The organism is Blautia sp. HCP28S3_G10 (assembly GCF_052065235.1).
Taxonomy (GTDB): domain Bacteria; phylum Bacillota; class Clostridia; order Lachnospirales; family Lachnospiraceae; genus Blautia_A.
This window is the reverse complement of sequence record NZ_JBQHUL010000022.1, coordinates 1-26,902: the sequence shown is the minus strand read 5'-3', so window position 1 is coordinate 26,902 and position 26,902 is coordinate 1. Positions and strand designations below refer to the sequence as shown.

At 40.7% G+C, this 26,902-nt stretch carries 24 protein-coding genes, 1 pseudogene and 1 other annotated feature (1 of these 26 cut by a window edge); of the genes and pseudogenes, 22 read left to right on the top strand and 3 right to left on the bottom strand.

The window, feature by feature from the left end; all coding sequences use genetic code 11:
* Positions 1-35, top strand: a sequence feature (ribosomal protein L10 leader region); it begins 105 nt to the left of the window's first position.
* A 32-nt stretch (positions 36-67) separates the two neighbouring features.
* The 7 genes from rplJ to ACTNB8_RS10180 all read left to right on the top strand — a co-directional run bounded on the left by rplJ (position 68) and on the right by ACTNB8_RS10180 (position 12,982).
* Entirely contained in the window at positions 68-574 is a 507-nt protein-coding gene (gene rplJ, locus ACTNB8_RS10210; RefSeq protein ID WP_441054366.1) for a 50S ribosomal protein L10, read from the top strand.
* 106 nt (positions 575-680) lie between these two features.
* Positions 681-1,055: a 50S ribosomal protein L7/L12 gene (gene rplL, locus ACTNB8_RS10205; protein WP_296158096.1), complete on the top strand. Its 375-nt coding sequence runs from the start codon at positions 681-683 to the stop codon at positions 1,053-1,055.
* A gap of 204 nt (positions 1,056-1,259) precedes the next feature.
* Positions 1,260-5,117: a DNA-directed RNA polymerase subunit beta gene (rpoB, locus tag ACTNB8_RS10200; RefSeq protein ID WP_441054363.1), complete on the top strand. Its 3,858-nt coding sequence runs from the start codon at positions 1,260-1,262 to the stop codon at positions 5,115-5,117.
* A 17-nt stretch (positions 5,118-5,134) separates the two neighbouring features.
* Positions 5,135-8,827, top strand: coding sequence for a DNA-directed RNA polymerase subunit beta' (gene rpoC, locus ACTNB8_RS10195; protein WP_441054361.1), 3,693 nt, complete (start codon positions 5,135-5,137; stop codon positions 8,825-8,827).
* 386 nt (positions 8,828-9,213) lie between these two features.
* Positions 9,214-10,923, top strand: a complete 1,710-nt coding sequence (locus ACTNB8_RS10190; protein ID WP_441054359.1) for a protein kinase domain-containing protein — start codon at positions 9,214-9,216, stop codon at positions 10,921-10,923.
* Between the two features lie 14 nt (positions 10,924-10,937).
* On the top strand, positions 10,938-11,765 hold the full coding sequence (locus ACTNB8_RS10185) for a PP2C family protein-serine/threonine phosphatase (RefSeq protein ID WP_441054357.1): 828 nt from the start codon (positions 10,938-10,940) through the stop codon (positions 11,763-11,765).
* On the top strand, positions 11,762-12,982 hold the full coding sequence (locus ACTNB8_RS10180; protein WP_441054355.1) for a hypothetical protein: 1,221 nt from the start codon (positions 11,762-11,764) through the stop codon (positions 12,980-12,982). The genes ACTNB8_RS10185 and ACTNB8_RS10180 overlap by 4 nt, the downstream gene beginning before the upstream one ends.
* An 86-nt stretch (positions 12,983-13,068) precedes the next feature.
* On the opposite strand, the gene ACTNB8_RS10175 is transcribed toward ACTNB8_RS10180, so the two are convergent.
* Positions 13,069-14,133, bottom strand: a complete 1,065-nt coding sequence (locus tag ACTNB8_RS10175) for a serine hydrolase (protein WP_441054353.1) — start codon at positions 14,131-14,133, stop codon at positions 13,069-13,071.
* 47 nt (positions 14,134-14,180) lie between these two features.
* The gene (locus ACTNB8_RS10170) at positions 14,181-14,621 is read right to left on the bottom strand and encodes a hypothetical protein (RefSeq protein ID WP_441054351.1); all 441 of its coding nucleotides are present in this window, start codon (positions 14,619-14,621) and stop codon (positions 14,181-14,183) included.
* A 260-nt stretch (positions 14,622-14,881) separates the two neighbouring features.
* Here ACTNB8_RS10170 and rpsL point away from each other — a divergent pair, with 260 nt between their 5' ends.
* The 4 genes from rpsL to tuf all read left to right on the top strand — a co-directional run bounded on the left by rpsL (position 14,882) and on the right by tuf (position 19,394).
* Positions 14,882-15,298 (top strand): 30S ribosomal protein S12, encoded by a 417-nt coding sequence (rpsL, locus tag ACTNB8_RS10165; RefSeq protein WP_005423305.1) that lies wholly within the window; start codon positions 14,882-14,884, stop codon positions 15,296-15,298.
* A 171-nt stretch (positions 15,299-15,469) separates the two neighbouring features.
* Positions 15,470-15,940, top strand: a complete 471-nt coding sequence (gene rpsG, locus ACTNB8_RS10160; protein WP_044925146.1) for a 30S ribosomal protein S7 — start codon at positions 15,470-15,472, stop codon at positions 15,938-15,940.
* Between the two features lie 17 nt (positions 15,941-15,957).
* Complete coding sequence (fusA, locus tag ACTNB8_RS10155; protein ID WP_441054348.1) at positions 15,958-18,081, top strand: elongation factor G; 2,124 nt, start codon at positions 15,958-15,960, stop codon at positions 18,079-18,081.
* A 119-nt stretch (positions 18,082-18,200) separates the two neighbouring features.
* A complete protein-coding gene (gene tuf, locus ACTNB8_RS10150; protein ID WP_441054346.1) occupies positions 18,201-19,394 on the top strand; it encodes an elongation factor Tu in 1,194 nt (397 codons plus the stop codon).
* 259 nt (positions 19,395-19,653) lie between these two features.
* Here tuf and ACTNB8_RS10145 read toward each other — a convergent pair whose 3' ends face one another.
* A complete protein-coding gene (locus ACTNB8_RS10145) occupies positions 19,654-20,136 on the bottom strand; it encodes a helix-turn-helix domain-containing protein (RefSeq protein WP_441054344.1) in 483 nt (160 codons plus the stop codon).
* A gap of 99 nt (positions 20,137-20,235) precedes the next feature.
* Between ACTNB8_RS10145 and ACTNB8_RS10140 the strand changes: the two genes are divergently transcribed.
* From ACTNB8_RS10140 to ACTNB8_RS10090, 11 genes and pseudogenes are all read left to right on the top strand, one after another.
* A complete protein-coding gene (locus ACTNB8_RS10140; protein ID WP_441054342.1) occupies positions 20,236-20,919 on the top strand; it encodes a plasmid recombination protein in 684 nt (227 codons plus the stop codon).
* An 82-nt stretch (positions 20,920-21,001) separates the two neighbouring features.
* A complete protein-coding gene (locus ACTNB8_RS10135; protein ID WP_441054340.1) occupies positions 21,002-21,295 on the top strand; it encodes a hypothetical protein in 294 nt (97 codons plus the stop codon).
* A pseudogene (locus tag ACTNB8_RS10130) lies at positions 21,276-21,650 on the top strand (TnpV protein). The gene ACTNB8_RS10135 and the pseudogene ACTNB8_RS10130 overlap by 20 nt, the downstream one beginning before the upstream one ends.
* Before the next feature lie 110 nt (positions 21,651-21,760).
* Positions 21,761-22,126 carry an ACT domain-containing protein gene (locus tag ACTNB8_RS10125; RefSeq protein ID WP_055298413.1) on the top strand — a complete coding sequence of 122 codons (366 nt, stop codon included), beginning with the start codon at positions 21,761-21,763 and terminating at the stop codon, positions 22,124-22,126.
* Between the two features lie 52 nt (positions 22,127-22,178).
* Positions 22,179-23,099: a carbon-nitrogen hydrolase family protein gene (locus ACTNB8_RS10120; RefSeq protein ID WP_441054338.1), complete on the top strand. Its 921-nt coding sequence runs from the start codon at positions 22,179-22,181 to the stop codon at positions 23,097-23,099.
* A complete protein-coding gene (locus ACTNB8_RS10115) occupies positions 23,089-23,406 on the top strand; it encodes a hypothetical protein (protein WP_441054336.1) in 318 nt (105 codons plus the stop codon). Before ACTNB8_RS10120 ends, ACTNB8_RS10115 begins: the two co-directional genes overlap by 11 nt.
* Positions 23,407-23,652: 246 nt before the next feature.
* Positions 23,653-24,909, top strand: a complete 1,257-nt coding sequence (locus ACTNB8_RS10110; protein WP_441054334.1) for an RNA-guided endonuclease InsQ/TnpB family protein — start codon at positions 23,653-23,655, stop codon at positions 24,907-24,909.
* A gap of 102 nt (positions 24,910-25,011) precedes the next feature.
* Positions 25,012-25,272 carry a hypothetical protein gene (locus ACTNB8_RS10105; RefSeq protein ID WP_441054332.1) on the top strand — a complete coding sequence of 87 codons (261 nt, stop codon included), beginning with the start codon at positions 25,012-25,014 and terminating at the stop codon, positions 25,270-25,272.
* 44 nt (positions 25,273-25,316) lie between these two features.
* The gene (locus ACTNB8_RS10100) at positions 25,317-25,841 is read left to right on the top strand and encodes a GNAT family N-acetyltransferase (RefSeq protein WP_441054330.1); all 525 of its coding nucleotides are present in this window, start codon (positions 25,317-25,319) and stop codon (positions 25,839-25,841) included.
* Positions 25,842-26,090: 249 nt separating this feature from the next.
* On the top strand, positions 26,091-26,378 hold the full coding sequence (locus ACTNB8_RS10095; RefSeq protein ID WP_441054328.1) for a helix-turn-helix domain-containing protein: 288 nt from the start codon (positions 26,091-26,093) through the stop codon (positions 26,376-26,378).
* Between the two features lie 13 nt (positions 26,379-26,391).
* Complete coding sequence (locus tag ACTNB8_RS10090; RefSeq protein WP_441054326.1) at positions 26,392-26,628, top strand: hypothetical protein; 237 nt, start codon at positions 26,392-26,394, stop codon at positions 26,626-26,628.
* The last annotated feature ends 274 nt before the right edge of the window (positions 26,629-26,902 follow it).

The window sequence follows — 26,902 nt, the reverse complement described above, 5'->3', positions numbered from 1 at the left end:
TTACTGTCATGCAGTAAGGCTTTTTTTTCGTTGCGGCGGTATAAATCTATAAGGAGGTGTACCATTTATGGCAAAAGTAGAACTGAAACAACCAATCGTAGAAGAAATCGCAAACAGCATTAAAGACGCACAGGCAGTAGTTCTTGTTAACTACAGTGGTCTTACAGTTGAACAGGATACTATTCTGCGTAAGGAATTAAGAGAAGCTGGTGTTCAGTACAAAGTTTACAAAAACACAATGATGAACCGTGCATTCGCAGGTACAGATTGCGAAAGCCTTTGCCCACATCTGGAAGGAACTAACGCTCTTGCAATTTCCGCAACAGATGCTACAGCACCGGCAAGAATCCTTGCTAAATATGCAAAACAGTTCCCAGCTCTTGAACTGATCGCTGGTGTAGTTGAAGGTAACTACAATGATCAGGCAGGAATCCAGGCTCTGTCCCAGGTTCCGTCCAGAGAAGAACTTCTTGGAAAACTTCTTGGAAGTATCCAGTCTCCTATTACCAACTTTGCTCGTGTGCTTAATCAGATCGCAGAAGCAAACGGTAATACAGAAGCAGCAGCTGAATAATTTGGCATAACCAAATTATATGATACGCAAACGCAGCGTAACAGAGTTCGCGGTTTTCGTAATAACTGCGAATAATAAATAATTTAAAAAATGGAGGAAAATTAAAATGGCAAAATTAACAACAGAAGAATTTATTGCAGCAATCAAAGAATTATCTGTATTAGAATTAAACGAACTCGTAAAAGCTTGTGAAGAAGAATTCGGTGTATCCGCAGCAGCAGGTGTTGTAGTTGCAGCAGCTGGAGCAGGCGCTGAAGCAGCAGAAGAAAAAGATGAGTTCGATGTAGAACTTACAGAAGTTGGACCGAACAAAGTTAAAGTTATCAAAGTTGTTCGTGAAGTAACAGGACTTGGCCTGAAAGAAGCTAAAGCTGTTGTTGACGGTGCTCCGAAGGTTGTTAAAGAAGGCGCATCCAAAGCAGAAGCTGAAGACATCAAAACAAAACTGGAAGCAGAAGGCGCTAAGATCACTCTTAAATAATTCCTCTGACCAGGAAGAACTACGCAGGAACGCCCAAGTGGTGTTCCTGTTTTTTTGCGAAAAAAGTTATAAAAAATGTTGACACCTTGACAATGGTGTGCTATAGTGAAGAATGCTATATTATGGCAAGATATGCCTGTTTATCTCAAACCGTGAACAGGGTCATGTTGTAAAATAAATAAAAAAAACAGGGGTGAAACGTCAATGGAAAAAAACAGAATTCGTTCTGTAAAAACTGGAAAAAGCATGCGTATGAGCTACCAGAGACAAAAAGAAGTCCTGGAAATGCCGAATTTGATTGAAGTCCAGAAAGATTCCTATAAGTGGTTTCTCGATGAGGGCCTCAAAGAAGTATTCGATGATATTTCTCCGATCGCAGATTACGGCGGAAAGCTCAGTCTGGAATTCATCGACTTTACTTACGATGCGAAAGATGCTAAGTATACCATCGAACAATGTAAAGAGCGTGACGTAACTTATGCCGCACCTTTAAAGGTTCGAGTGAGACTGATCAACAAGGAAACAGAAGAAATCAACGAGCATGAGATCTTCATGGGAGATCTGCCGTTAATGACAGAAACGGGTACTTTCGTAATCAACGGAGCCGAGCGTGTTATTGTTAGCCAGTTGGTGCGTTCCCCTGGTATTTATTATGCAATTGCACATGATAAAGTTGGTAAGAGGTTATTTTCCAGTACCGTTATTCCCAACAGAGGTGCATGGCTGGAATATGAAACTGATTCCAACGATGTATTTTATGTTCGTGTGGACAGAACCAGGAAGGTTCCGATCACTGTGCTGATTCGTGCCCTTGGTATCGGCACTAATGCAGAAATCGTTGATTTGTTCGGTGAGGAACCTAAAATTCTCGCAAGCTTTACAAAAGATACTTCCACAAATTACCAGGAAGGTCTTCTTGAATTGTATAAAAAGATCCGTCCGGGTGAACCGCTTGCAGTAGAGAGCGCTGAAAGCCTGATCATGGCAATGTTCTTCGATCCAAGAAGATATGATCTTGCCAAAGTTGGACGTTATAAATTTAATAAGAAACTTCATTTTAATAAACGAATTGCAGGTCATAAACTCGCAGAAGCAGTTGTAGATCCTTCTACAGGAGAAATCCTTGCAGAAGAAGGTACAAATGTTACTATTGAGCTGGCTGACAAAATCCAGAATGCGGCTGTTCCGTTTGTATGGATCCAGAGTGAAGAACGTAATGTCAAAGTTCTTTCCAGCATGATGGTAGATCTTACTGCGCATGTAGATCTTGACTGCGATCCGAAAGATCTGGGTGTTACAGAATTAGTATATTATCCTGTACTCGAAAAAATTCTGGAAGAAAATGACAACCTTGAAGATATCAAAGCTGCCATTAAGAGAGACATTCACGATTTGATTCCGAAGCATATCACAAAAGAAGATATTCTTGCTTCTATTAACTACAATATGCATCTGGAATACGGAATCGGATATGATGACGATATCGATCATCTGGGCAACCGTCGTATCCGTTCTGTTGGAGAACTTCTCCAGAACCAGTATCGTATCGGTCTTTCCAGACTGGAAAGAGTAGTACGTGAACGTATGACAACTCAGGACACAGAGACAATTTCTCCACAGTCCCTTATTAATATCAAACCAGTAACTGCAGCAGTTAAAGAGTTCTTCGGTTCCTCCCAGCTGTCTCAGTTCATGGATCAGAACAACCCTCTTGGTGAGCTGACGCATAAGAGACGTCTTTCTGCACTTGGACCTGGTGGTCTGTCACGAGACAGAGCCGGATTCGAGGTACGAGATGTACATTATTCTCACTATGGACGTATGTGCCCGATTGAGACCCCTGAAGGTCCTAACATCGGTCTGATCAACTCTCTTGCATCTTATGCAAGAATCAACCAGTATGGTTTCATTGAAGCACCATACCGTAAAATTGATAAAACAGATCCGACAAACCCGGTTGTTACAGACAAAGTTGTTTATATGACAGCTGACGAGGAAGATAACTATCATGTAGCACAGGCGAATGAGCCGTTGGATGAAGAAGGACATTTCCTCCATAAGAATGTATCCGGTCGTTTCCGTGAAGAAACTCAGGAATATGAAAAACGTATGTTTGACTACATGGACGTATCTCCTAAGATGGTATTCTCTGTAGCTACAGCGCTTATTCCATTCCTGCAGAACGACGATGCTAACCGTGCGCTGATGGGGTCAAACATGCAGCGTCAGGCCGTTCCGCTTCTTACAACAGAAGCTCCTGTAGTTGGTACCGGTATGGAAACTAAAACTGCAGTAGACTCCGGTGTTTGTGTGGTAGCAAAGAAAGCAGGTACTGTTCTTCGTTCTACTTCTACAGACATCAGCATCAAAAATGATGATGGAACAAAAGATGATTATCATCTGACAAAATTCCTCCGCAGTAACCAGAGTAACTGTTACAACCAGAAACCTATCGTATTCCAGGGTGAACATGTTGAAGCAGGACAGGTTATCGCTGATGGTCCGTCTACAGCAAACGGAGAACTTGCTCTTGGTAAGAACCCGCTGATCGGATTCATGACCTGGGAAGGTTATAACTACGAGGATGCTGTTCTTCTGAGTGAGAGACTGGTTATGAACGATGTTTATACATCTGTTCATATTGAAGAATATGAAGCAGAAGCCAGAGATACAAAACTTGGACCGGAAGAGATCACAAGAGATGTTCCTGGTGTAGGTGATGATGCACTGAAAGATCTGGATGAACGTGGTATTATCCGTATCGGTGCAGAAGTACGTGCCGGTGATATCCTGGTAGGTAAGGTAACTCCTAAGGGAGAAACTGAACTGACAGCAGAAGAACGTCTTCTGCGTGCGATTTTCGGTGAGAAAGCAAGAGAGGTACGTGATACTTCCCTTAAAGTTCCTCACGGAGAATATGGTATCATCGTTGATGCAAAAGTATTTACAAGAGAAAACGGTGATGAACTTTCACCGGGAGTTAACCAGGCAGTTCGTATCTATATTGCACAGAAACGTAAGATTTCTGTAGGTGATAAGATGGCTGGACGTCATGGTAACAAGGGTGTTGTTTCCCGTGTTCTTCCTGTTGAAGATATGCCATTCCTGCCAAATGGTCGTCCGCTGGATATCGTACTGAACCCACTGGGTGTACCTTCCCGTATGAACATTGGTCAGGTCCTTGAGATTCATTTAAGTCTTGCAGCCAAAGCTCTTGGATTCAATGTTTCAACACCTGTATTCGATGGTGCAAGTGAAATTGATATCCAGGATACTCTGGAACTGGCAAATGATTATGTAAATACTGAAGATTTTGAGGAATTCCGTGCAAAATATCAGGATGTACTCGCTCCTGATGTTATGGAATATCTGGATGAACACAAAGATCACAGAGAATTGTGGAAAGGTGTTCCGATTTCCAGAGATGGTAAGGTACAGCTTCGTGACGGACGTACCGGAGAATATTTTGACGGCCGTGTAACAATCGGACACATGCATTACCTGAAACTCCATCATCTGGTTGATGATAAGATCCATGCACGTTCTACAGGTCCTTACTCACTGGTAACACAGCAGCCTCTGGGTGGTAAAGCTCAGTTCGGTGGACAGCGTTTCGGTGAGATGGAAGTTTGGGCTCTGGAAGCATATGGTGCTTCCTATACACTGCAGGAGATCCTGACAGTTAAGTCTGATGATGTTGTAGGCCGTGTTAAGACTTATGAAGCAATTATCAAAGGTGATAATATCCCTGAGCCAGGTATCCCTGAATCCTTTAAGGTTCTTCTTAAAGAACTCCAGTCTCTGGGTCTGGATGTCAAAGTCCTCAGAGATGACAATACAGAGGTAAAACTTCTGGAAACAGTAGATTACGGAGATACAGATCTTCGTTCCGTAATCGAAGGCGACAGCAGACATCACAGAGAAGAAGAATCCTTCGGAAAACATGGCTATACAAAGCAGGAATTTGAAGGTGAAGAACTTGTAGATGTCGAAGAGGATGAAGAGGATGAAGATGATTTCATCGATTTCGACGAATCCTATGATGATGACGACAACGAGTAAGAAAGGGGAAAGAATACATGGCAGAGCCAACCACAACAAATGAAACATATCAGCCAATGACTTTCGATGCCATCAAGATCGGACTGGCGTCCCCTGAAAAGATCAGAGAATGGTCAAGAGGAGAGGTTACAAAACCGGAAACTATTAACTACCGTACTCTGAAACCGGAAAAGGACGGACTTTTCTGTGAAAGAATTTTCGGGCCAAGCAAGGACTGGGAGTGCCATTGTGGTAAATACAAAAAAATCCGTTACAAAGGCGTTGTCTGCGACCGATGTGGCGTTGAAGTAACTAAATCATCTGTTCGAAGAGAACGTATGGGACATATCGAGCTTGCTGCTCCTGTATCTCATATCTGGTATTTCAAAGGTATTCCGTCCCGTATGGGTCTGATCCTTGATCTGTCTCCGAGAACACTTGAAAAAGTTTTATACTTTGCAAATTATATTGTACTGGATCCGGCTGATTCCGGACTTCAGTACAAACAGATCCTTACAGAAAAAGAATATCAGGATGCACGTGAAGCCTATGGATATAATTTCCGTGTAGGTATGGGCGCTGAGTCTATCATGGAACTCCTGAAAGCAATTGACCTCGAAAAAGATGCAGCTGAGCTGAAAGCAGAACTGGTTGATGCAACTGGCCAGAAACGTGCCAGAATTATCAAACGTCTGGAAGTTGTTGAATCATTCCGTGAGTCCGGAAACCGTCCGGAATGGATGATCATGACAGCAATTCCGGTAATTCCGCCAGATCTGCGTCCTATGGTACAGCTGGATGGTGGGCGTTTTGCAACATCTGACCTTAATGATCTGTACAGAAGAATCATTAACCGTAACAATCGTCTGAAACGTCTGCTTGAACTTGGCGCACCGGATATCATTGTTCGTAATGAGAAACGTATGCTTCAGGAAGCTGTTGACGCATTAATCGATAATGGCCGTCGTGGACGTCCGGTAACAGGACCTGGAAACAGAGCTCTGAAATCTCTTTCTGATATGCTGAAAGGTAAATCCGGCCGTTTCCGTCAGAACCTTCTTGGTAAACGAGTTGACTACTCAGGACGTTCTGTTATCGTTGTTGGACCAGAACTGAAAATTTATCAGTGTGGTCTCCCGAAAGAAATGGCTATTGAGCTGTTTAAACCTTTTGTTATGAAAGAACTTGTTGCAAACGGAACTTCTCATAACATTAAGAATGCCAAGAAAATGGTAGAAAAACTTCAGCCGGAAGTCTGGGACGTACTGGAAGATGTTATCAAAGAACACCCGGTTATGCTGAACCGTGCACCTACACTGCATCGTCTTGGTATTCAGGCGTTTGAACCAATCCTTGTAGAAGGTAAAGCAATCAAACTTCATCCGCTTGTTTGTACAGCGTTCAACGCAGACTTTGATGGTGACCAGATGGCGGTACATCTTCCACTGTCACAGGAAGCTCAGGCTGAGTGCCGTTTCCTGCTTCTTTCACCAAATAACCTTCTGAAACCATCTGATGGTGGTCCGGTTGCCGTTCCTTCACAGGATATGGTTCTTGGTATCTATTACCTGACACAGGAAAGACCAGGAAATCCGGGTGAAGGTAAATTCTTCAAGAGTGTAAACGAAGCAATTCTTGCATACGAAAATAAAGTAATCACACTTCAGTCAAGAATCAAAGTGCGTTGCAGCAAGACAATGCCTGATGGAACTGTAATTACAGGTAATGTTGAATCCACACTGGGTCGTTTCCTCTTCAATGAGATTCTCCCACAGGATCTTGGATATGTAGACAGAAGTATTCCGGGAAATGAACTTCTTCTGGAAGTTGATTTCCTTGTTGGTAAGAAACAGCTGAAACAGATTCTGGAAAAAGTTATCAATACACATGGAGCTACAAAGACAGCAGAGGTTCTTGATGCTATCAAGTCAACAGGTTACAAGTACTCCACACGTGCTGCGATGACAGTATCCATTTCTGATATGACTGTGCCGCCTCAGAAACCTGAGATGATCCAGAATGCACAGAATATCGTTGATAAAATTACAAAGAACTATAAACGTGGTCTTATCACAGAAGAAGAGCGTTACAAAGAAGTTGTTGAGACCTGGAAGAAGACTGATGATGAGCTTACAAAAGCACTTCTTACAGGACTTGATAAATATAACAACATCTTCATGATGGCTGACTCCGGTGCCCGTGGTTCTGATAAACAGATTAAACAGCTTGCCGGTATGCGAGGATTGATGGCCGATACAACTGGTCATACAATCGAGCTTCCAATCAAATCAAATTTCCGTGAAGGACTTGAAGTTCTGGAATACTTCATGTCTGCGCATGGAGCTCGAAAAGGTATGTCCGATACAGCTCTTCGTACAGCTGACTCCGGTTACCTGACAAGACGAATGGTTGATGTATCTCAGGAACTTATTGTTCGTGAAACAGACTGCTGTGAAAACAGACCGGAAATCTCCGGTATGTATGTCAAAGGCTTCATGGATGGCAAGGAAGAAATCGAAAGCCTTCAGGAACGTATCACAGGAAGATTTGCCTGCGAAACTATTACAAACAAAGACGGAGAAGTCCTTGTTAAAGCAAACCATATGATTACACCTAGACGTGCTGCACGTATCATGAGTGAGGGTGTTAACGCCAAGGGTGGTCCTATTGATGAAGTTAAGATTCGTACAATCCTTACATGTAAATGTAAAGTTGGTGTCTGCGCTAAATGTTACGGTGCAAACATGGCAACAGGTGAAGCAGTTCAGGTTGGTGAATCTGTAGGTATTATCGCTGCGCAGTCAATTGGTGAGCCAGGTACACAGCTGACCATGCGTACATTCCATAGTGGTGGTGTAGCCGGTGGAGATATCACTCAGGGTCTTCCTCGAGTTGAGGAGCTTTTTGAGGCAAGAAAACCGAAAGGTCTTGCTATTATCACAGAAATCCCTGGTGTTGCAGTTATCAACGATACCAAGAAAAAACGAGAGATTATTGTGACAAATCCGGAAAACGGAGATTCCAAGACATATCTCATTCCTTATGGATCTCGTATTAAGATTACAGACGGACAGGTTCTGGAAGCTGGTGATGAACTTACAGAAGGTAGCGTAAATCCGCATGACATTCTGAGAATTAAAGGTGTACGTGCTGTACAGGATTACATGCTCCGCGAGGTTCAGCGAGTATATCGTCTACAGGGTGTTGAAATCAGTGATAAACATATCGAGGTTCTGGTTCGTCAGATGCTGAAGAAAATCCGTATCGAAGAAAACGGAGATACAGAATTCCTTCCAGGTACACTTGTTGACGTACTTGAATTTGAAGATGTTAATGAACAGCTTGAAAAAGAAGGCAAAACTCCTGCAGAAGGAAAACAGGTTATGCTTGGTATTACCAAGGCATCTCTTGCAACAGATTCCTTCCTGTCAGCTGCATCCTTCCAGGAAACAACTAAAGTTCTGACAGAAGCAGCTATCAAAGGTAAAGTTGACCATCTGGTTGGTCTTAAAGAAAACGTTATCATTGGTAAACTGATTCCGGCCGGAACAGGTCTGAAACGTTACAGAGAGATTCAGCTGGATACAGGAATGCCAGAGGAACAGCTGACAGCAGAAGAAACTGCAGAAGAGTCTGTTCTTGATGATGAAGTACTGACTATGGATGAAGATACAGAAGAAATTCCAGAAGTATCTGAAACTCCAGAGGATCCAGAAACAACTGAAGAATAATAAATATAAGAAAGTCTTTTGGACTGTTGTCTGACAGTTCAGGGACTTTCTTTTTTCTTTATAATTATGAAGATTGTATGAAAAATACTGGAAGAAAATCGAAAACTACAGACATAGAATTAGAACCGTGCTATACTATGAACACTTAATGAATGCAAGTCGAAGACGCAGCATGAATTTAGTGAGAATGCATGCCTGGACACTTATGGAACACAAGTCGAAGACGCAGTGTGAGATTAGTGACCATGGCATACTATGAACACTTTCCAAAATAGTGAACGAAGTGAACAGTAAATGCAAGTCGAAGACGCAGCATGAATTTACTGAGAATGCATGCCTGTCTGAAGCAGGTTTAATCATAATTATCAGGATGAGGAGGGAAGAAAATGGATAAGCAGCTGCCGGTTTCTGTATGGCCGGAATGGAAAATTATCGAAAAAATCGGTGAAGGATCCTTTGGCAAAGTATATAAAGCCACAAGAACTGAGCAGGGCAAAACATTTTATTCTGCCATAAAGGTAATAACAATCCCTTCAAGTCAGGGAGAACTGAGCAGTGTACGTTCAGAAAATCCCAGTGAACAATCAGTAAAAGAATATTTTCATGGATTGGTAGAAGAATGTATTCAGGAAGTCAGTACTATGGAATATTTTCGTGGAAATTCACACGTAGTTTCTGTAGAAGACTATAAAGTAGTAGAATATCTGGACGATATTGGTTGGGATATTTATATTCGTATGGAGTATCTCACCAGTTTTATGGATTACTGTGCTAGCAAGGCACTCACTGAAAAAGATGTTATACAGCTTGGAATCGATCTCTGTAAAGCGCTGGAGTACTGCCAGAAACAAAATATTATTCATCGTGACATAAAACCCGAGAATATCTTTGTATCAAGATTCGGTGAATTTAAACTGGGAGATTTTGGGATTGCACGTGAACTCGAAAAAACTATGAGTGGTCTTTCAAAAAAAGGCACTTTTTCATATATGGCTCCGGAAATGTACAAGGGGGACAGTTATGATGCCAGGGTAGATATTTATTCACTGGGAATTGTACTGTATAAATTACAAAATCATAACCGCCTTCCATTTATCAGTCTGGAAAAACAGCTGATTACATACAGAGATAAGGAAAGTGCTCTGTCAAGGAGAATGGCAGGGGAAGAACTTCCTGTACCTGCACAGGCAAATAAAAGGTTTGCAGAGGTGATTCTGAGAGCGTGTGCATATGACAGAGAGGATCGTTTTCAAAAAGCAGAAGACTTCAGAGAAGCGCTTGAAGCATTGAAATACGGTAAATCAGAAGAGAGTTTTAATGAAGAAATTGCTTATGATGAACAGGAAGCTGAGAACACAGTAATTGTTCGTGAAGAATCACAGGGAAGAAAGAAAACAGGACGTACAAAAACAGAACATTCCTTTAAAAAAATCCATGGAAGGTCTGACAGTCCGAAGTACAGAGAAAAGAAAAGAGGCATAGATCCTCTCATGGTTGCAGTTATTGTAATGGCAATTGCGGTATGTGTAGTCATTGGAGTGTTTATCTGGCTGGTAAGAGAAAATTCCGAACTACAGAAACTGAAACAGTCTGTTACAGAGACCGTTCAGAGCGCTGAAAACAAACAGCTTCAGGAAACACTGGAGAAGATACAGACTCAGGCAACCACGATCACAGATAATCTGAACAATTATAACTGGATTGGTTCCGAAGAGGAAGGAAAGATCAGTTATCTGGATCAGGATGGACAGGTAAAGAAGGTTTTAATTTATCCATCTCTTTCAAAAGAAGGGTACTATGAAGAATATTATTACTGGGATGGAGAATTGTTTTTCGCATATATCTGGGCAGATCACAATACACTGAGTTATCTGAAAGAAGGAGAGCAGAAGGTCGATTTTTACTATTATGATGATGGAAAACTGATACGTTGGATTGACGAGAATAATGTCTGTCATGATAATGAAACAGATAACGATGAGTATGTGAACAGAGGTAAAAAGTACCTGAATCAGGCAGAAGAATACAAAAGTGAGCTGAATGCATCTATGGGCAGCACAGCTCTGATTGATTCATTTACGACTGATAATCAATAAGAAAGGGATAAATTATGGCATATCAGGTTGAGTATGCATATACCTGTCATACTGGAAAGGTACGTAATAATAATGAAGATAACTTCTGGTGCTGTGGAGAAAGTCTTTCATCAGAAAATCAGGGAATGAGCCATATTCAGAGTGGTCGCATAAAACAGTCAGAGATTCCGGTGATGGCAGTATTTGATGGGATGGGAGGAGAAAGTTGTGGCGAAATGGCAGCTTATCTGGCAGCCCAGACCTGTGGACAGCATTATAGTTTAAATAAGACAATGTTCAGAGAAGAACCGGAGTATTTTCTCATAGATTTATGTAATGAAATGAATCGCACCGTATGTAATTACAGCAAAGAAAATAAAATCAGCAGTATGGGAACTACAGCAGCTGTTCTGGCTTTTGGAGAGGAGTTTGTTTATGGCTGTAATCTCGGAGACAGCAGGATTTATTTGTCAAAAGAAGGACATTTCAGGCGAATTTCTACTGATCATGTTCTGGGTGGTGGACTATTTGGTAAATCACCTCTGGCACAGTATGTGGGAATTCCTGAGGAAAATATGGGTCTTGAACCTTCAATTACAAAACAGGAAGCTGCAATAGGTGTCCGATTTTTGCTTTGTTCTGATGGAATTACAGATATGCTTTCTGACGGAGAGATTGCAGATGTTCTTACAAGAGAAATTTCTGTAGAAGAAACCGTAGAACTTCTTCTGGAGCGTGCTTTGAAAAAAGGCGGAAGGGACAATATAACAATTGTACTTTGTGAAATAACAGAATCAGAAAAAACATGGCTCCAGCGACTGACAGACTGGTTTCATAAAAGATACGAAGGTGATATAAAATGAAAAATCGAATGCAGGATCTGGATTTTGAACAGACTGTGGCTTTTGATTCAGTGAAGGATTTTGAATTTACACGAAAAGCAGCACAGAGATTTCGACAGGTAGTGAGCCTTGAAGAATTTGAAGATGAAGATGCGGATGTTATTTTTCATTATCTTTATAAAGAAATGGAACTTGTTTCATTTGGAGATCATCTGAAAAGATATATATATGAGAGGGCCGGATTGGAAGAACCGTATAATGAAGTTACACAGGATATTTATCGGGATATCGTAATAGAATCTTTTCACGAAACATGTACTCCGAAATCAATGAATCCGACTTCAACAAAACTAACTTCGTTGGTTAATAACTGGCTATCGCAAGCTTCCGTAAAAAGAGAAACTGTATTTCTCCTTGGATTTGGACTTCGAATGAGAGCAGAGGATGTTTCAGATTTTCTGACCAGAGTATTAAGGGAACAGGATTTCGATTTCCATAATCCGGCTGAGGTTATTTACTGGTATTGCTATGATAACCATGAGGGATATCACAAAGCAGAGGAACTGAAGCAAAAATATCTGGAACTTACACCAGATCAGAATTATCAGGAGGCTGTGCAGGTATATGCCGGTAAGCAGAATCTGGATACGGAAGAAAAACTTCTGAAATATCTTGCATATGTTAAAGCTGGCACAGATGATCCGATGTCTGAAAAGAGTCAGGCGTTTCAGGAATTTGTGCGTTTACTGACTGAGGCAAAAAAAATTATCGCTGAAATGTATCAGGGTGATGAAGAGGAAAAGAAAAGAAATAAAGTGTGGAGTATCTCGGACATTTCAGATTCTGATGTGGAAAAAGTTATCTGTAGCGGAATTCCGGTCAATAAGATGGGAAATCTCAAAAAAATGTCGGCTTCAATACTGGCAAAACATTTCAGTCAGAAAAGGTTCAGCAGACAGAGGATAAACAGCATTCTCAATCATAAGTTTCCTGTAGAACGATTTGATCTTATTACGCTGGAATTTTTTATAGTGTCACAGAAGATGCAGGATGAAGATCCCTATACCAGATATCATCACTTCCTTGAAGAGATTCAGAAAATTTTACATAAATGTGGAATGAGTGATATTTATATAGTAAATCCATATGAATGTTTTCTTCTGATGTGTCTTCTTACAGACTGCCCCCTGGCCGTTTTTGCCGATATTTGGGAAATGTCATATGAAGAGGAAAAATAAGTAAATGCCTGAAAATATAATACCCCTGTTTTACGTGTATGTATTTTGTAAAACAGGGGTGTATTTATGCAGAAATGCTGTAGAAATTATTCATTATAATAGCCGTAAATCATACGGGAGTCCTGGGCAATTGCAGCCTGAGCACTTCCTGTATCGGAAAGATTTTCAGACATAAAACAAACTACAAGATCGATGCCTTTGGCAGTATTGTATATGATTCCGGCATCATTTTCTACATTGTCAAGTTCTCCGGTTTTATTTGCAACGCTGACACCTTCCGGAAGATTTGCAGGAATTTTGTTGCGCCGTTCCTGCATTTTCAGAAGACCATACATGGCATCAGCATGAGAAAGAGTAATCTCCTGGGCAGTTCCTGCATTGATCTGATAAATTTCTCTGAGAAAACGACCACAATCATTAACAGAAGTATAATTATCTCCGTATTCGTTACTGTGAAGAAGCAGACGTCCCATGGAAGTATCTGAATATCCGTGTTCCTGACAAAAAGCATTGACAGCAGCCATTCCGGCAGAATCATCACCGTTTCCAAGCATATTTACCAAAGTATTGGCAGCATCGTTATCGCTGACTGTGATCATAGGATTGAGATAGCTGTTCAGCGTATCTGCACCGTAGTTTTCAGACAGGGTTTCATAATTTTCATATACAGTACCCATAATATATAATTTTATGAGACTGGCAGCCTGCATTGGCTGGCTGTTGATGCTTCCATCAGTGTTTTTGATAAGATTGCATACATATACAGACCAGGAACCATTATTTTGCGGGAGCAGAGGCTGAATCTGAGAGAGAAGATTATTCATGCTTTCGTCAGTGGAAGATTCTGCTTCAGACTGTGAATGGGATGGTGAAATAGTACCTTCTTCCTGGGCTTCGGATTCTACTTCAGATGTCTCAGAAGAAGCAGCCTGTTCTTTCAGACTGCTAAGTTCCTGTGCCTGATCGATAAGAGCAGAAGAAATATCTGAAATTTCCTGAACCGTAGTTTGAAGATTGGATACTTTAGAACGAAGATTTGCAAGATCATTCAGTGACATAAGAGTCAGTCCGCCGAGAGCAAGGATTACAAGGGCGAGTAGTATTATTACTATATAAAGAAAAACTGGTGTTTTCTGGCGATTTTTTTTCATAAAAATATCCTTTCTAAAATTTATATATATGAAGTATTTTTGAGAGATCAGGCTACTGGTTGATCTGAATCGTAATTTTCAGAAGTGTCATCAGAATCTGACCAGATATTATTGCTGTCAGAGTCAGCATTCTCATCTGAGAAATCATTATATTCAGGTGCTGTGTTTTGACTGAAGATAGAAGGTTTTGTATCGGAAGACGCATTCGGATCAGGATCAGCTTCCTGAGCTGCGGAAGATATCCCGTCAGCTTTGTGTGCGCGCCAGTTCAGAATATCCTTTTCGGACTGTATGGCATATGCAAATGCGCTTTGGGCAGATTCAAGAGAGTTTTTCTGGTCCTGAAGCTGTTCTTCAAAAGTAGAGAAATCAGAATTAGCAGAATTAATCTGTTGTCTGATAGTCCAACTGATGTAGAAAAGTCCGGCGATAAACAGAATGCCCGTCAGACAAAGAACGATTGTGTGAATATTAAGTTTAGGTTTCATAAAAATCCTCTTTCTTTATGTTACATGTCTGTCAGTAACCGAGTGATAATTATTATAATAGGTAGAAAAATAAAAAGCAAGAATGAGAAAACACTAAATAAAAATAAAAATCACGTAAAATCCCTTGACAGCAGTATTTATACGGGATATAATGAGCAGGCGTGCAACAGGAACGCTGTTTTTTGTGCGCATAATTTGACAATAGCAACCGCAAAGCCCCATGAAAGATCATGGAGAAAATAATCGGGAGGTGAAATGGAATGCCAACATTCAACCAGTTAGTAAGAAAAGGACGTCAGACAGCTGTAAAGAAATCTACAGCACCGGCTCTGCAGAGAACATTCAACTCTTTAAGAAAGAAAGCTGTTGAACAGTCTGCACCACAGAAACGTGGAGTTTGTACAGCAGTTAAAACTGCAACACCTAAAAAACCTAACTCAGCTCTTAGAAAGATCGCCAGAGTTCGTCTTTCCAACGGAATCGAAGTAACAAGCTATATCCCAGGAGAAGGTCACAACCTTCAGGAGCATAGCGTTGTTCTTATCCGTGGTGGTCGTGTTAAAGACTTACCTGGTACCAGATACCACATCATCAGAGGTACACTGGATACCGCAGGTGTAGCAAACAGAAAACAGGCCCGCTCCAAATATGGTGCTAAGAGACCTAAAAAGAAATAAGTAAATTTTTGAAAAGTAATCATTGAAAATTCACTAATAGCTATAAATATTGTACGGTATTCCATATACCCTGTCGGTTGCGGGTTAATATAGGACTTTACCAGTGCGAACACCTTAGTTTTGAAAGTGAGTACCGATGATTTAATCATTTTGATTAAGGAGGGAAGTAACGTGCCACGTAAAGGACATACTCAGAAAAGAGACGTTCTGGCAGACCCGATGTACAATAACAAAGTGGTTACAAAGCTTATCAACAACATCATGTTAGATGGTAAGAAAGGTGTAGCTCAGAAGATTGTATACGGTGCATTCGCCAGAATCGAAGAAAAAGCTGGCAAACCAGCTATCGAAGTTTTTGAAGAAGCAATGAACAACATCATGCCTCTTCTTGAAGTAAAAGCAAGACGTATCGGTGGTGCTACTTACCAGGTTCCGATCGAGGTAAGAGCAGACAGACGTCAGGCACTGGCTCTTCGCTGGCTCACCACCTATTCTCGTAAAAGAGGCGAGAAGACAATGGAGGAGAGACTTGCAAACGAGCTTCTGGATGCAATGAACAACACAGGCGCATCTGTTAAGAAGAAAGAAGACATGCACAAGATGGCTGAAGCAAATAAAGCATTTGCTCACTATCGTTTCTAATCAAGGAGGAAATCCAATTGGCTGGAAAAGAAGGCAGAGAATACCCGCTTGAGCGTACCAGAAATATTGGTATCATGGCTCATATCGATGCTGGTAAAACAACTCTTACAGAACGTATTCTTTATTATACAGGTGTTAACTACAAAATCGGTGATACTCATGAAGGTACCGCAACAATGGACTGGATGGAGCAGGAGCAGGAGAGAGGTATCACAATTACTTCCGCTGCTACAACATGTCACTGGACTCTGCAGGATCACTGCAAGAAAAAACCAGGTGCCCTGGAACATCGTATCAACATCATTGATACACCAGGACACGTAGACTTCACCGTAGAGGTTGAGCGTTCACTCCGTGTACTTGACGGCGCTGTCGGCGTCTTCTGTGCAAAAGGTGGTGTAGAACCTCAGTCTGAAAACGTATGGCGTCAGGCTGACACCTACAATGTACCTCGTATGGCATTCATCAACAAGATGGATATCCTGGGTGCAAACTTCTACAATGCTGTAGATCAGATCAAGACTCGTCTTGGCAAAAACGCTATCTGCTTACAGCTTCCAATCGGAAAAGAAGATGAATTCAAAGGAATTATCGACCTTTTCGAAATGCAGGCTTATATCTACAATGATGAGAAAGGTGAAGACATTTCCATCACAGATATTCCGGAAGATATGCAGGAAGAAGCAGAACTTTATCATACAGAGCTCGTAGAGAAAATCTGCGAACTGGATGACGATTTAATGATGGAATATCTGGAAGGTGAAGAACCGTCTAATGATAAATTAAAAGCAGTTCTTCGTAAAGCTACCTGTGAATGTACAGCTGTACCGGTTTGCTGTGGTACTGCTTACAGAAACAAAGGTGTTCAGAAACTTCTGGATGCAATCATTGAATTCATGCCTGCTCCAACAGACATTCCTCCAATCGAGGGTGTTGACCTGGAAGGCAACCCGATCGTGAGACATTCTTCTGATGAAGAACCATTCTCTGCTCTGGCATTCAAAATTATGACAGACCCATTCGTTGGTAAACTGGCATATTTCCGTGTATACTCAGGTACTATGAATTCCGGTTCTTATGTGCTTAATGCAACTAAGGACAAAAAAGAACGTGTTGGACGTATCCTTCAGATGCATGCTAACAAACGTATGGAACTTGACAAAGTATACTCCGGTGATATCGCAGCTGCTATCGGATTCAAATTCACCACAACTGGTGATACAATCTGTGATGACCAGCACCCGGTAATCCTTGAGTCCATGGAATTCCCGGAACCGGTTATCGAGCTTGCAATCGAGCCTAAGACAAAAGCTGGCCAGGGAAAACTTGGTGAAGCTCTTGCAAAACTGGCAGAAGAAGACCCGACATTCCGTGCACATACAAATCAGGAAACAGGTCAGACAATCATCGCTGGTATGGGTGAGCTGCATCTGGAAATCATCGTTGACCGTCTCCTTCGTGAATTCAAGGTAGAGGCTAACGTAGGTGCTCCTCAGGTTGCATACAAAGAGACCATTACCAAGGCCGTAGATGTAGACAGCAAATATGCTAAACAGTCTGGTGGTCGTGGACAGTATGGTCACTGTAAAGTTAAATTCGAGCCTATGGATGCCAACGGTGAGGAAATATATAAATTTGAATCTACTGTTGTTGGTGGTGCTATTCCGAAGGAATACATCCCGGCAGTTGGTGAAGGTATCGAAGAAGCTATGAAGGCTGGTATTCTGGGTGGATTCCCTGTAGTCGGCATTCATGCAAATGTATATGACGGTTCTTATCATGAAGTCGATTCCTCTGAAATGGCATTCCACATTGCAGGTTCTCTTGCATTCAAAGATGCTATGGCAAAGGGTGCTCCGATTCTTCTTGAGCCTATCATGAGAGTCGAAGTTACTACTCCGGAAGATTACATGGGTGATGTTATCGGTGATATCAACTCCCGTCGTGGTCGTATCGAAGGTATGGATGATATCGGCGGCGGTAAGATGATCCGTGGATATGTTCCGCTTTCCGAAATGTTCGGATATGCAACAGATCTTCGTTCCAGAACTCAGGGACGTGGTAACTACTCCATGTTCTTCGAGAAATACGAACAGGTTCCGAAGTCCGTACAGGAAAAGATTCTTTCTAAGAAAGACTGATATATGTAAAAATGCTTGCAAATATCCTTGATTTGCAATATAATCAAGGATAGCAAGTCTAAAACTGATATAAAAATGCTCTGAAAGAAAGAGCAAAGTTTTAAGGAGGATATTTTAAAATGGCAAAGGCTAAGTTTGAGAGAAACAAACCGCATTGTAACATTGGTACCATCGGACACGTTGACCATGGTAAAACAACTTTAACAGCTGCTATCACAAAAGTTCTGGCTGAAAGAGTTCCAGGAAACGTAGTAGAAAACTTTGAAGATATCGATAAAGCTCCAGAAGAAAGAGAGCGTGGTATCACAATTTCTACAGCTCACGTTGAGTATCAGACAGAAAAAAGACATTATGCACACGTTGACTGCCCAGGACATGCTGACTACGTTAAAAACATGATCACTGGTGCTGCACAGATGGATGGTGCTATCCTTGTTGTTGCTGCTACAGATGGTGTTATGGCTCAGACAAAAGAGCACGTTCTTCTTGCTCGTCAGGTAGGTGTTCCTTACATCGTTGTATTTATGAACAAATGTGATATGGTAGATGATGACGAACTTCTTGAACTGGTTGAGATGGAAATTCGTGAACTTCTTTCCGAATATGACTTCCCAGGAGATGATATCCCGGTTATCCAGGGATCTGCTCTTAAAGCACTTGAAGATCCAGCTGGCCCATGGGGAGACAAGATCATGGAACTTATGGATGCAGTAGATAGCTACATCCCGGATCCACAGCGTGACACAGACAAACCGTTCGTTATGCCTGTAGAGGACGTATTCTCCATCACAGGACGTGGAACAGTTGCTACTGGTAGAGTAGAAGCTGGTGTTCTTCATGTATCTGAAGAAGTTGAAATCGTTGGTATCAAAGAAGAAACACGTAAAGTTGTTGTTACAGGAATCGAAATGTTCCGTAAACTTCTTGACGAAGCTCAGGCTGGTGATAACATCGGTGCTCTTCTTCGTGGTGTTCAGAGAAACGAAATCGAGCGTGGACAGGTTCTTGCTAAACCAGGAACACTTACATGCCATACAAAATTCACAGCTCAGGTTTACGTTCTGACAAAAGATGAAGGTGGACGTCATACTCCATTCTTCAATAACTATCGTCCACAGTTCTACTTCAGAACAACAGACGTAACAGGTGTTTGCAACCTTCCAGAAGGAACAGAAATGTGCATGCCTGGAGATAACATCGAAATGACAATCGAACTGATCCACCCAATCGCTATGAGCCAGGGTCTTACTTTCGCTATCCGTGAAGGTGGACGTACTGTAGGATCAGGACGTGTTGCTACAATCATTGAGTAATACAATCTGAATATAGATTTGTTATCGTAAGATAACGTTGTGTCCAAACGTAAGATACCCCGGAACCGTAAGGTTTCCGGGGTTTTTCTGTTGGGCGGAAAGTAAAATCGCCTATGAATTTTCAATGCGGAGATTAAAGGAAATTTATCAATAAGACTAAGTAAAGATAAATTTAAAATTGAAAAATAAGACCAGCGGTGCCAAAACGGTGCCAAAAAGAAACTCCTGCGAATGTTTGCTATTCACAGGAGTGATTTTTTTACCAGCCTTTGATCTGTTTGATCTGTTCAGCACGTTCCGGATCACGATGATATTGCAGCTTCAGACGGATTGTTTCCACAACTTCCTGTCTGGCTTCATCATCATGCTGATAGAATGATGTAAGCAGATTGTCTACATCAGGCATATTGTTCTTACCGAAAAGATACATCAACGGGTACATAGAATTTTTTAAGTAAGTCTTTACACGACTTGCATCTAATGCTCCGTTCAAACCGTCTGGAAGTGTAGGATAAATCTCTTCTTCCTTAATTGTGCCAGAAAATGGACTGGCAGAACATATCTCATTTACATCAATTTGCAATTCGTTTGCAAGTCTTAAAGCAAAATCAAATCGAATATTGGAATCTTTTTGAATAATTGAATATAAGGTTGTGGCACCGATGCCGGTTGCCTTTGCAATTTTACGGACATTTGTGCCTTTTTCATCAAGGTACTTTTTTAAATTTTTACCGTCACCCATAGAATCCTCCTTTTTCATATATTACAAAATTACGATAATCGTACATCATAAGAATACATTAAACGTATTTAATGTCTGGCGAGGAAAGGAGAATACAATATGGCAAACTACAAATATATGATGGGTGTTGATGAAGTAGTGGAAGATTTAAATTGTTCAAAGTCATATGCCTATAAAAGGATAAAAGAGTTGAATAAAGATCTTGCAGATAAGGGATTTATTACCATGGCAGGAAAAATTCCAAGAGTCTTTTGGGCTGAAAAAATGTATGGCTATGAAAAAGCAGGAGATTTGGCTGTAAAGGTACTGGATGAGTATGTAAAAGCTTTCCAGAAACGGAATACGACACTTCGGGTATTTAGCTGTTATCTGCATCAGGATGAAGCTACTCCACATCTGCATATTGATTTTATTCCTTATGTGACTAGTTGGAATGGTAAAGGAATGGATACCAGAGTTTCGATGAAACAGGCATTAAAAAGTCTTGGATTTCAAGGCGGAAATAAGCATGATATGGAACTGAATCAGTGGATAAATCATGAAAAAGAAGTCCTGGCAGAGATTGCAAAGCATCATGGAATTGAATGGGAACAGAAAGGTACTCATGAGGAACATCTGGACGTTTATAATTTTAAGAAAAAAGAGCGTAAAAAGGAAGTACAGGCACTGGAACAGGAGAAAGAATATCTTACTGCTGAGAAAGAAGGACTGACTGCACAGATTGCGGAAGCAAGAGCTGATATCCAGCTTTTAAAAGATGACAAGGAGCAGGCAGTTAGATAAAGAGGAAGCTGAGAAGCGTGCGGAAAAAGCCGAGAAAGATCTGCATAGCCTGGAAGAACGCAGAGAACGGTTACAGCCGGTAATGGATAATGTCAGCAAAGAAATAAAGGAATATGGAACAGTGAAAACTCTACTTCCAGAAGCTGGTGCATTGGAACGTGCAACAACTTACCGGGATAAGAAAATAAAACCACTGTTTACTCAGGTGAAAAATAAAATTGCTGCGATGGCTGCACAGGTTAAAGAACTTGCCGAAGAAGTAGAAAAATGGAAACACAAATATCAGAAAACAAAGCAAGCATATAACCAAATACAAAGAGAGCTAGATACAGTGCGTGAAGAAGAGCAGTTATTTGATGAAAAAGCACATTTATGATGAAAGTAATGGATTAAGTTACACACTGCATGGAGACTATTACTTGCCAGATCTGGCAGTGAATGAGGGAGAACCGACATATGGTAAATACGGAATGTTGCGGAAACAGTTCCTGAAAGAGCATAGACCGGCACGATACCAGTATTTATTGATGACTGGGGAGCTGACGGCACATCTGAACTGAGTCGATCAGGAGACCAGAGAGCAGGTGGAAACCTTGGTAAAGCAGATTGAGGAAAAACAAGGTGTGACGGAACAACTGAAAATGCAGGATCTGATGAAATGGGTTGGATTGATAAATAATATAAAGGCATGTGCGGAGAAAATTGTGTTGAAAGAGAGCGTGTATATGTGAGCAGAAAGGGCAGTCGGAAGGCTGCTCTTTGGCAATCTAAGAATAGAGTTTTGGGATAGAATATGATAAAATGTAAGAGATAAATCGGTATTTTGGAGGAGAGTAATTTACTGGTATTAAATAAATTAGAGCGGTTGCTAACGGTATGTAAAGTCAAAAACATTGATGATATAGATTTAAGCAAGGAATTCTACTTCATTGGTAAAACAGATGAAGAAATTTCTCTTGTGTGTGAAACAAATGACGTTCCTGAAAACACAATAGAACGTGAAGATGGGTGGCGTGGTTTCCGTATTCAAGGAATTTTGGATTTTTCACTCATTGGCATTCTTTCAAAGTTGTCTGGAATACTTGCAGATAATAAAATTGGAATTTTTGCGGTATCTACATTCAACACAGATTATATTTTAGTGAAAGATGCGGATTTTGAAAAATCATTAGCTGTATTATTAAATGCCGGATATACAGTGATATAGATTTCAGATGATTTAAACCTAAAGAAAATCATACGAGGAGTGAATTATTAGCATGAAAGATATTGATAATATTTGTAAAATCGCATTGGTGCAGGCAGAACCGGTAATGTTTGATAAAAGTGCATCGCTGAAAAAGGCGCTTCGATATATTAATGAGGCCGCAACTCAAAAGCCGGACTTAATTGTTTTTCCAGAACTTTTTATTCCGGGATATCCTGTTGGAATGAATTTTGGGTTTAGTGTAGGAAAACGAAGTGAGTATGGACGAAAAGATTGGAAACGATATTATGATGCTTCTGTTGTTGCTGGAGAGACGGAATTCCAGCAGCTTGCAGAAGCAGCCAGGGAAACAGGAGCATACATCAGCCTTGGTTTTTCTGAGAGAGATGCCGTTAGTGGAACACTTTATAACAGTAATGTTATTTTTGAACCGGATGGGTCATATAAGGTGCACAGAAAATTGAAGCCGACAGGCTCTGAGCGTGTTGTATGGGGAGATGCGGATAAAGAGTATTTTCCTGTTACTGAAACGCCATGGGGACCGATTGGTAGCATGATCTGTTGGGAAAGCTATATGCCACTTGCCCGTGTGGCACTTTATCAAAAAGGAATCACTATTTATATTTCACCTAATACCAATGACAATCCGGAATGGCAAGCCACCATTCAGCATATTGCAATCGAAGGAAAATGTTTCTTTATCAACGCTGATATGATTATCAGACGCAGTTCATACCCTTCTGATCTGCAGGAGTATAATATCGTATCTGAACTTCCAGGACTTGTGTGCAGAGGAGGAAGCTGCATTATTGATCCATATGGGCATTATTTGACAAAACCTGTCTGGGATAAAGAAACTATCATTTACGCAGAACTTGATATGAATTTGCCTGCCGCCTGCAAAATGGAGCATGATGCAATCGGACATTATGCCCGTCCGGATGTACTTGAATTAAAAGTCAATGAAAAATAACAATAAAAAAACACTAAAGAAATTGGCAATCCTTGTAATAGGTTCTATAATTGCGGCTTATGGAATTACACTTGCACTGTATGCTGGATTTGGCGGAGCTACGCTTGCGGTGCTGTGGCAGGGGATTGCAAGAACATTTCACATAAGCATTGGCACAGTATCTTTTGTTGTAGCATTGGGAATGATTTTGTTTGCGCTCATTTACGATAAAAGTCAGATTCATATAGGAACTGTGTTGTACCAGATTGTATACAGTACCTGTGTAGATTTGTTTGCTAGCTGCCATATTTACAGTACCTATAAGTGAATCAATTTTTTAATTATGTTGTTAGGACAATAAGTGGTAATCCTCGGCAATTCAATTACCGGAGATGAAAGCGCAGCATTGTGCGTATCCGCAAAAAAAATATGACAACAAAAATTGATTCCTTATATCTCCTGATCATTGTATTTGTTTTCAGAAGTAAGCAGGTCAGGTCTGCGTTGAAAAGCAAGAGCATTTTGTGCTATGATATAAACATAGTAGAAATTATGAATCAGAAGGAGAATGGAGATGCTGCTGTCACATAAAACGTCTATAAGGATCAGTCAGGAATATTCCAATATCATAGGTCATATGTGTTATGCAGCTTCCAAACTCTGGAACGTCTGCAACTATGAACGCCATCATTATAAAGAGCTGGGACTGGAAAAGTATCCTGACTGGTATTATCAGAAAAAAGCACATAAAGGAGATCTGTGGTACAGACAGCTTCCGTCACAGACAGCGCAGGAGACCTGCAAGCAGCTGGACAAAGCATGGAAATCTTTCTATGTACTGAAAAAGACCGGAGGGATCAAAGAACCAAATCCGCCTTGTTTTAAACAGGACAATATACCTGTCACATATATGCAGATGGGGATCCGGCATGAGAAAGGTTCAGACCAGTTGCGGCTGTCTCTGCCAAAGGATCTGAAAAGCTACATGGAAGAAACATACGGGATCCATGAAAAATTTCTATATCTTGAAAATAAGATTTTCAGGAACATGGATCATATAAAACAGCTGCGGATCTATCCACCGGAAAACGGTAAATGTGACCTTATCGTTATCTGTGAGATCGAAGAACCAGAGCAGCTTTCCCAGAATGGACATTATTTATCTGTTGATCCTGGTCTTCACAATCTGATGACCTGTTATGATTCCGGAAATGGCAGGAGTTTTATCCTTGGAAGGAAATATCTTTCATTGGAAAGATATTTTCATAAAGAGATTGCCAGGGTTCAGTCTGTATGGTATGCCCAGCAGTCAGAGAAAGGTATAAAATATCCAAGATCATCGAAACATATCCAGAGACTTTACAGGAAAAAGCAGAATGCAGTGAAGGATTACCTTCACAAAGTGACCAGATGGATTGCAGAATACTGCAGAAAAGAAGATATCTGCTGTGTGGTTGTGGGAGACATCCGAAATATCCGTAAAGAGAAAGATATGGGGCATAAGACCAACCAGAAGTTACACGGACTGCCATATAACAGGCTGTATATCATGCTGGAATATAAGCTGAAACTGTATGGGATCCAATTGATAAAACAAGAGGAAAGCTATACCAGCCAGTGCAGTCCATTATCACCGGGAGTATCAAAAAGATATGCAGTAGCATCAAACCGAAAAGAACGGGGCGTGTATATAACTGACGGAGTAAGATACAATGCAGATGCAGTAGGCGCATTTAATATCCTGCGGAAATATCTTTCCGTATCCGGAAAGCAAAAAGAACTGTCCGTAACCGGATTGAAAAATCCCAAAATAATAAAAGTAGCTGCATAGCCGAAAGGCAAGCAGTATTGGTGTCATGGACGCACCCTGAAAAAAGGCGGTATCCCGCCAGATTTCAGATGCTCTGGTAACTTGTTGCTGAGTAGTTCACGAGTGGTTTTGTTTGCTGTCGGAACAGGACTATATGCGTCGGCATCCCTTGGTAGAGGCTCCTATGAGGCAGTCACTTTTGCTTTAGCAGAAAAAAATCACTGGCAGATTAAATTTGTCCGAATGGCATTGGATATTTTGGTTGTTGTTGCAGGTGTTTTGTTTGGCGGAAAGTTTGGTGTATGCACGCTTATTACAGTTATCATTTCAGGCCCAATTATCCAATTTGTTAATGCGAAAGCAAAACAAGTTTTAAAGATATGATAGTAAAGAAACTTACAACTTAGAAGTTGGAGGGATAGATTTCTATGATTATCAGATATGCAGAAGAGAAAAATTTTATAGAATTGCGACAGTTTTATGACGCTATGTGTAAAGTTTTGAGCGGAAAAGATTTTCTGCCGGAGGGAGATAAAGGTGGTTTTCCTCCAGATGAAATGATCAAAGATGCAATCAAAGAGAGAAATCAGTTTATCGGTATTGAAGATGGTCGAATTGTTGCGGCGTATATTATAAATCATGATCGTGATGAGGCGTATCACGCAGTTAAATGGCTTATTGATGCAAATGATAACGAGACAGTAGTTCTTCATGCCTTGCGTGTCCTTCCGGAATATGGAGGTCGTGGATACTCGAAGCAGTTAGTTCAACACGCAATAGACACAGCAAGGGAAAGAAACCTTAAATCAATTCGTCTTGATTGCATAGAGGGAAATGATATTCCACAGAAAATGTATATGTCGTTTGGATTTAAGTATGTGGATAAGGTTGAAATCACATATGTTGATATTGGAGTACCGAGGAAGTTCCTCTTATATGAGTTTGTACTCTAATCAAGACATAATAACAGTTATATCTTGAACATTGTACAAACAAATTTCAGTTTGTATAATTGAAAAAATGAAAAACACATAGACAACTGTGTCTATTAGTGAAAATACGACATTTCTCGCTTTGTGTCGTGTTATTTGCAGATAACAGATTCTATATTTGATGATGAAAGGAGGAGTTGAGGTGAACCAAGTAAAAATCGGGAATTTTTTAAAAAACTTCGCAAAGAAAAAGGCATTACACAGGAGCAGTTGGCAGAAATATTAAATGTCTCTGGAAGGACCGTATCCAGATGGGAAACCGGAAACAATATGCCGGATATCAGTATTCTTGTGGATATTGCAGATTATTATGATATCAGCATTCCTGAGATTATCAGTGGAGAAAGGAAAAGCGAGATGATGAACGAAGAAGAAAGAAAAATTGATAAAACAATGTCAGATTATGCAACTACAGAGAAAGAGAAGATTTTTAAGGAAATGGAAGCTCCAAAGTGTCATGGGAGTTTGTGCATTGGTTCTATACTGGATTCTGCATGAAACAGGTGCATATATGTATAATGATGTGTTAGGAAAGCTTGCCGGCTATTGTGAGACCTTGGTATCTGTGTCAGTCATAATGATGGCAGCATTTACGACAGGATCTTTAAGCAAGGTGCGGAGCAAGAGTAGGAAAGTTTTTGTGTTCGAAAATTTCCCAAAACCTATGCAATTAGTTGTAACTGCAGTTGTTGCTTTTGGTGGAGCTGCTGTGATTAAGCTGGTACTGGTGTATTTTTTCGGCTTATAAGTATTTTCAAAGTAACTTTTCAAATTCGTATTACATACTATGGAAAAAGAACTTTTTGACATTTCTACATATGCGTGCTAATATGATTATAGAAAAAGAGTGCTACCGATAGACGGTTAGTCCGTTTTACTATTTAGAATATCTATCAAAAATAACCGCTTAGTGAACCGACCCCCAGAAGTTAGACGAAAAAATCTAACTATTGGAGGTCGGTTTTCTTATGGCAAAATATAACTTTGAGCTTAAGAAAAAAATTGTTCTAGAGCATTTAAGT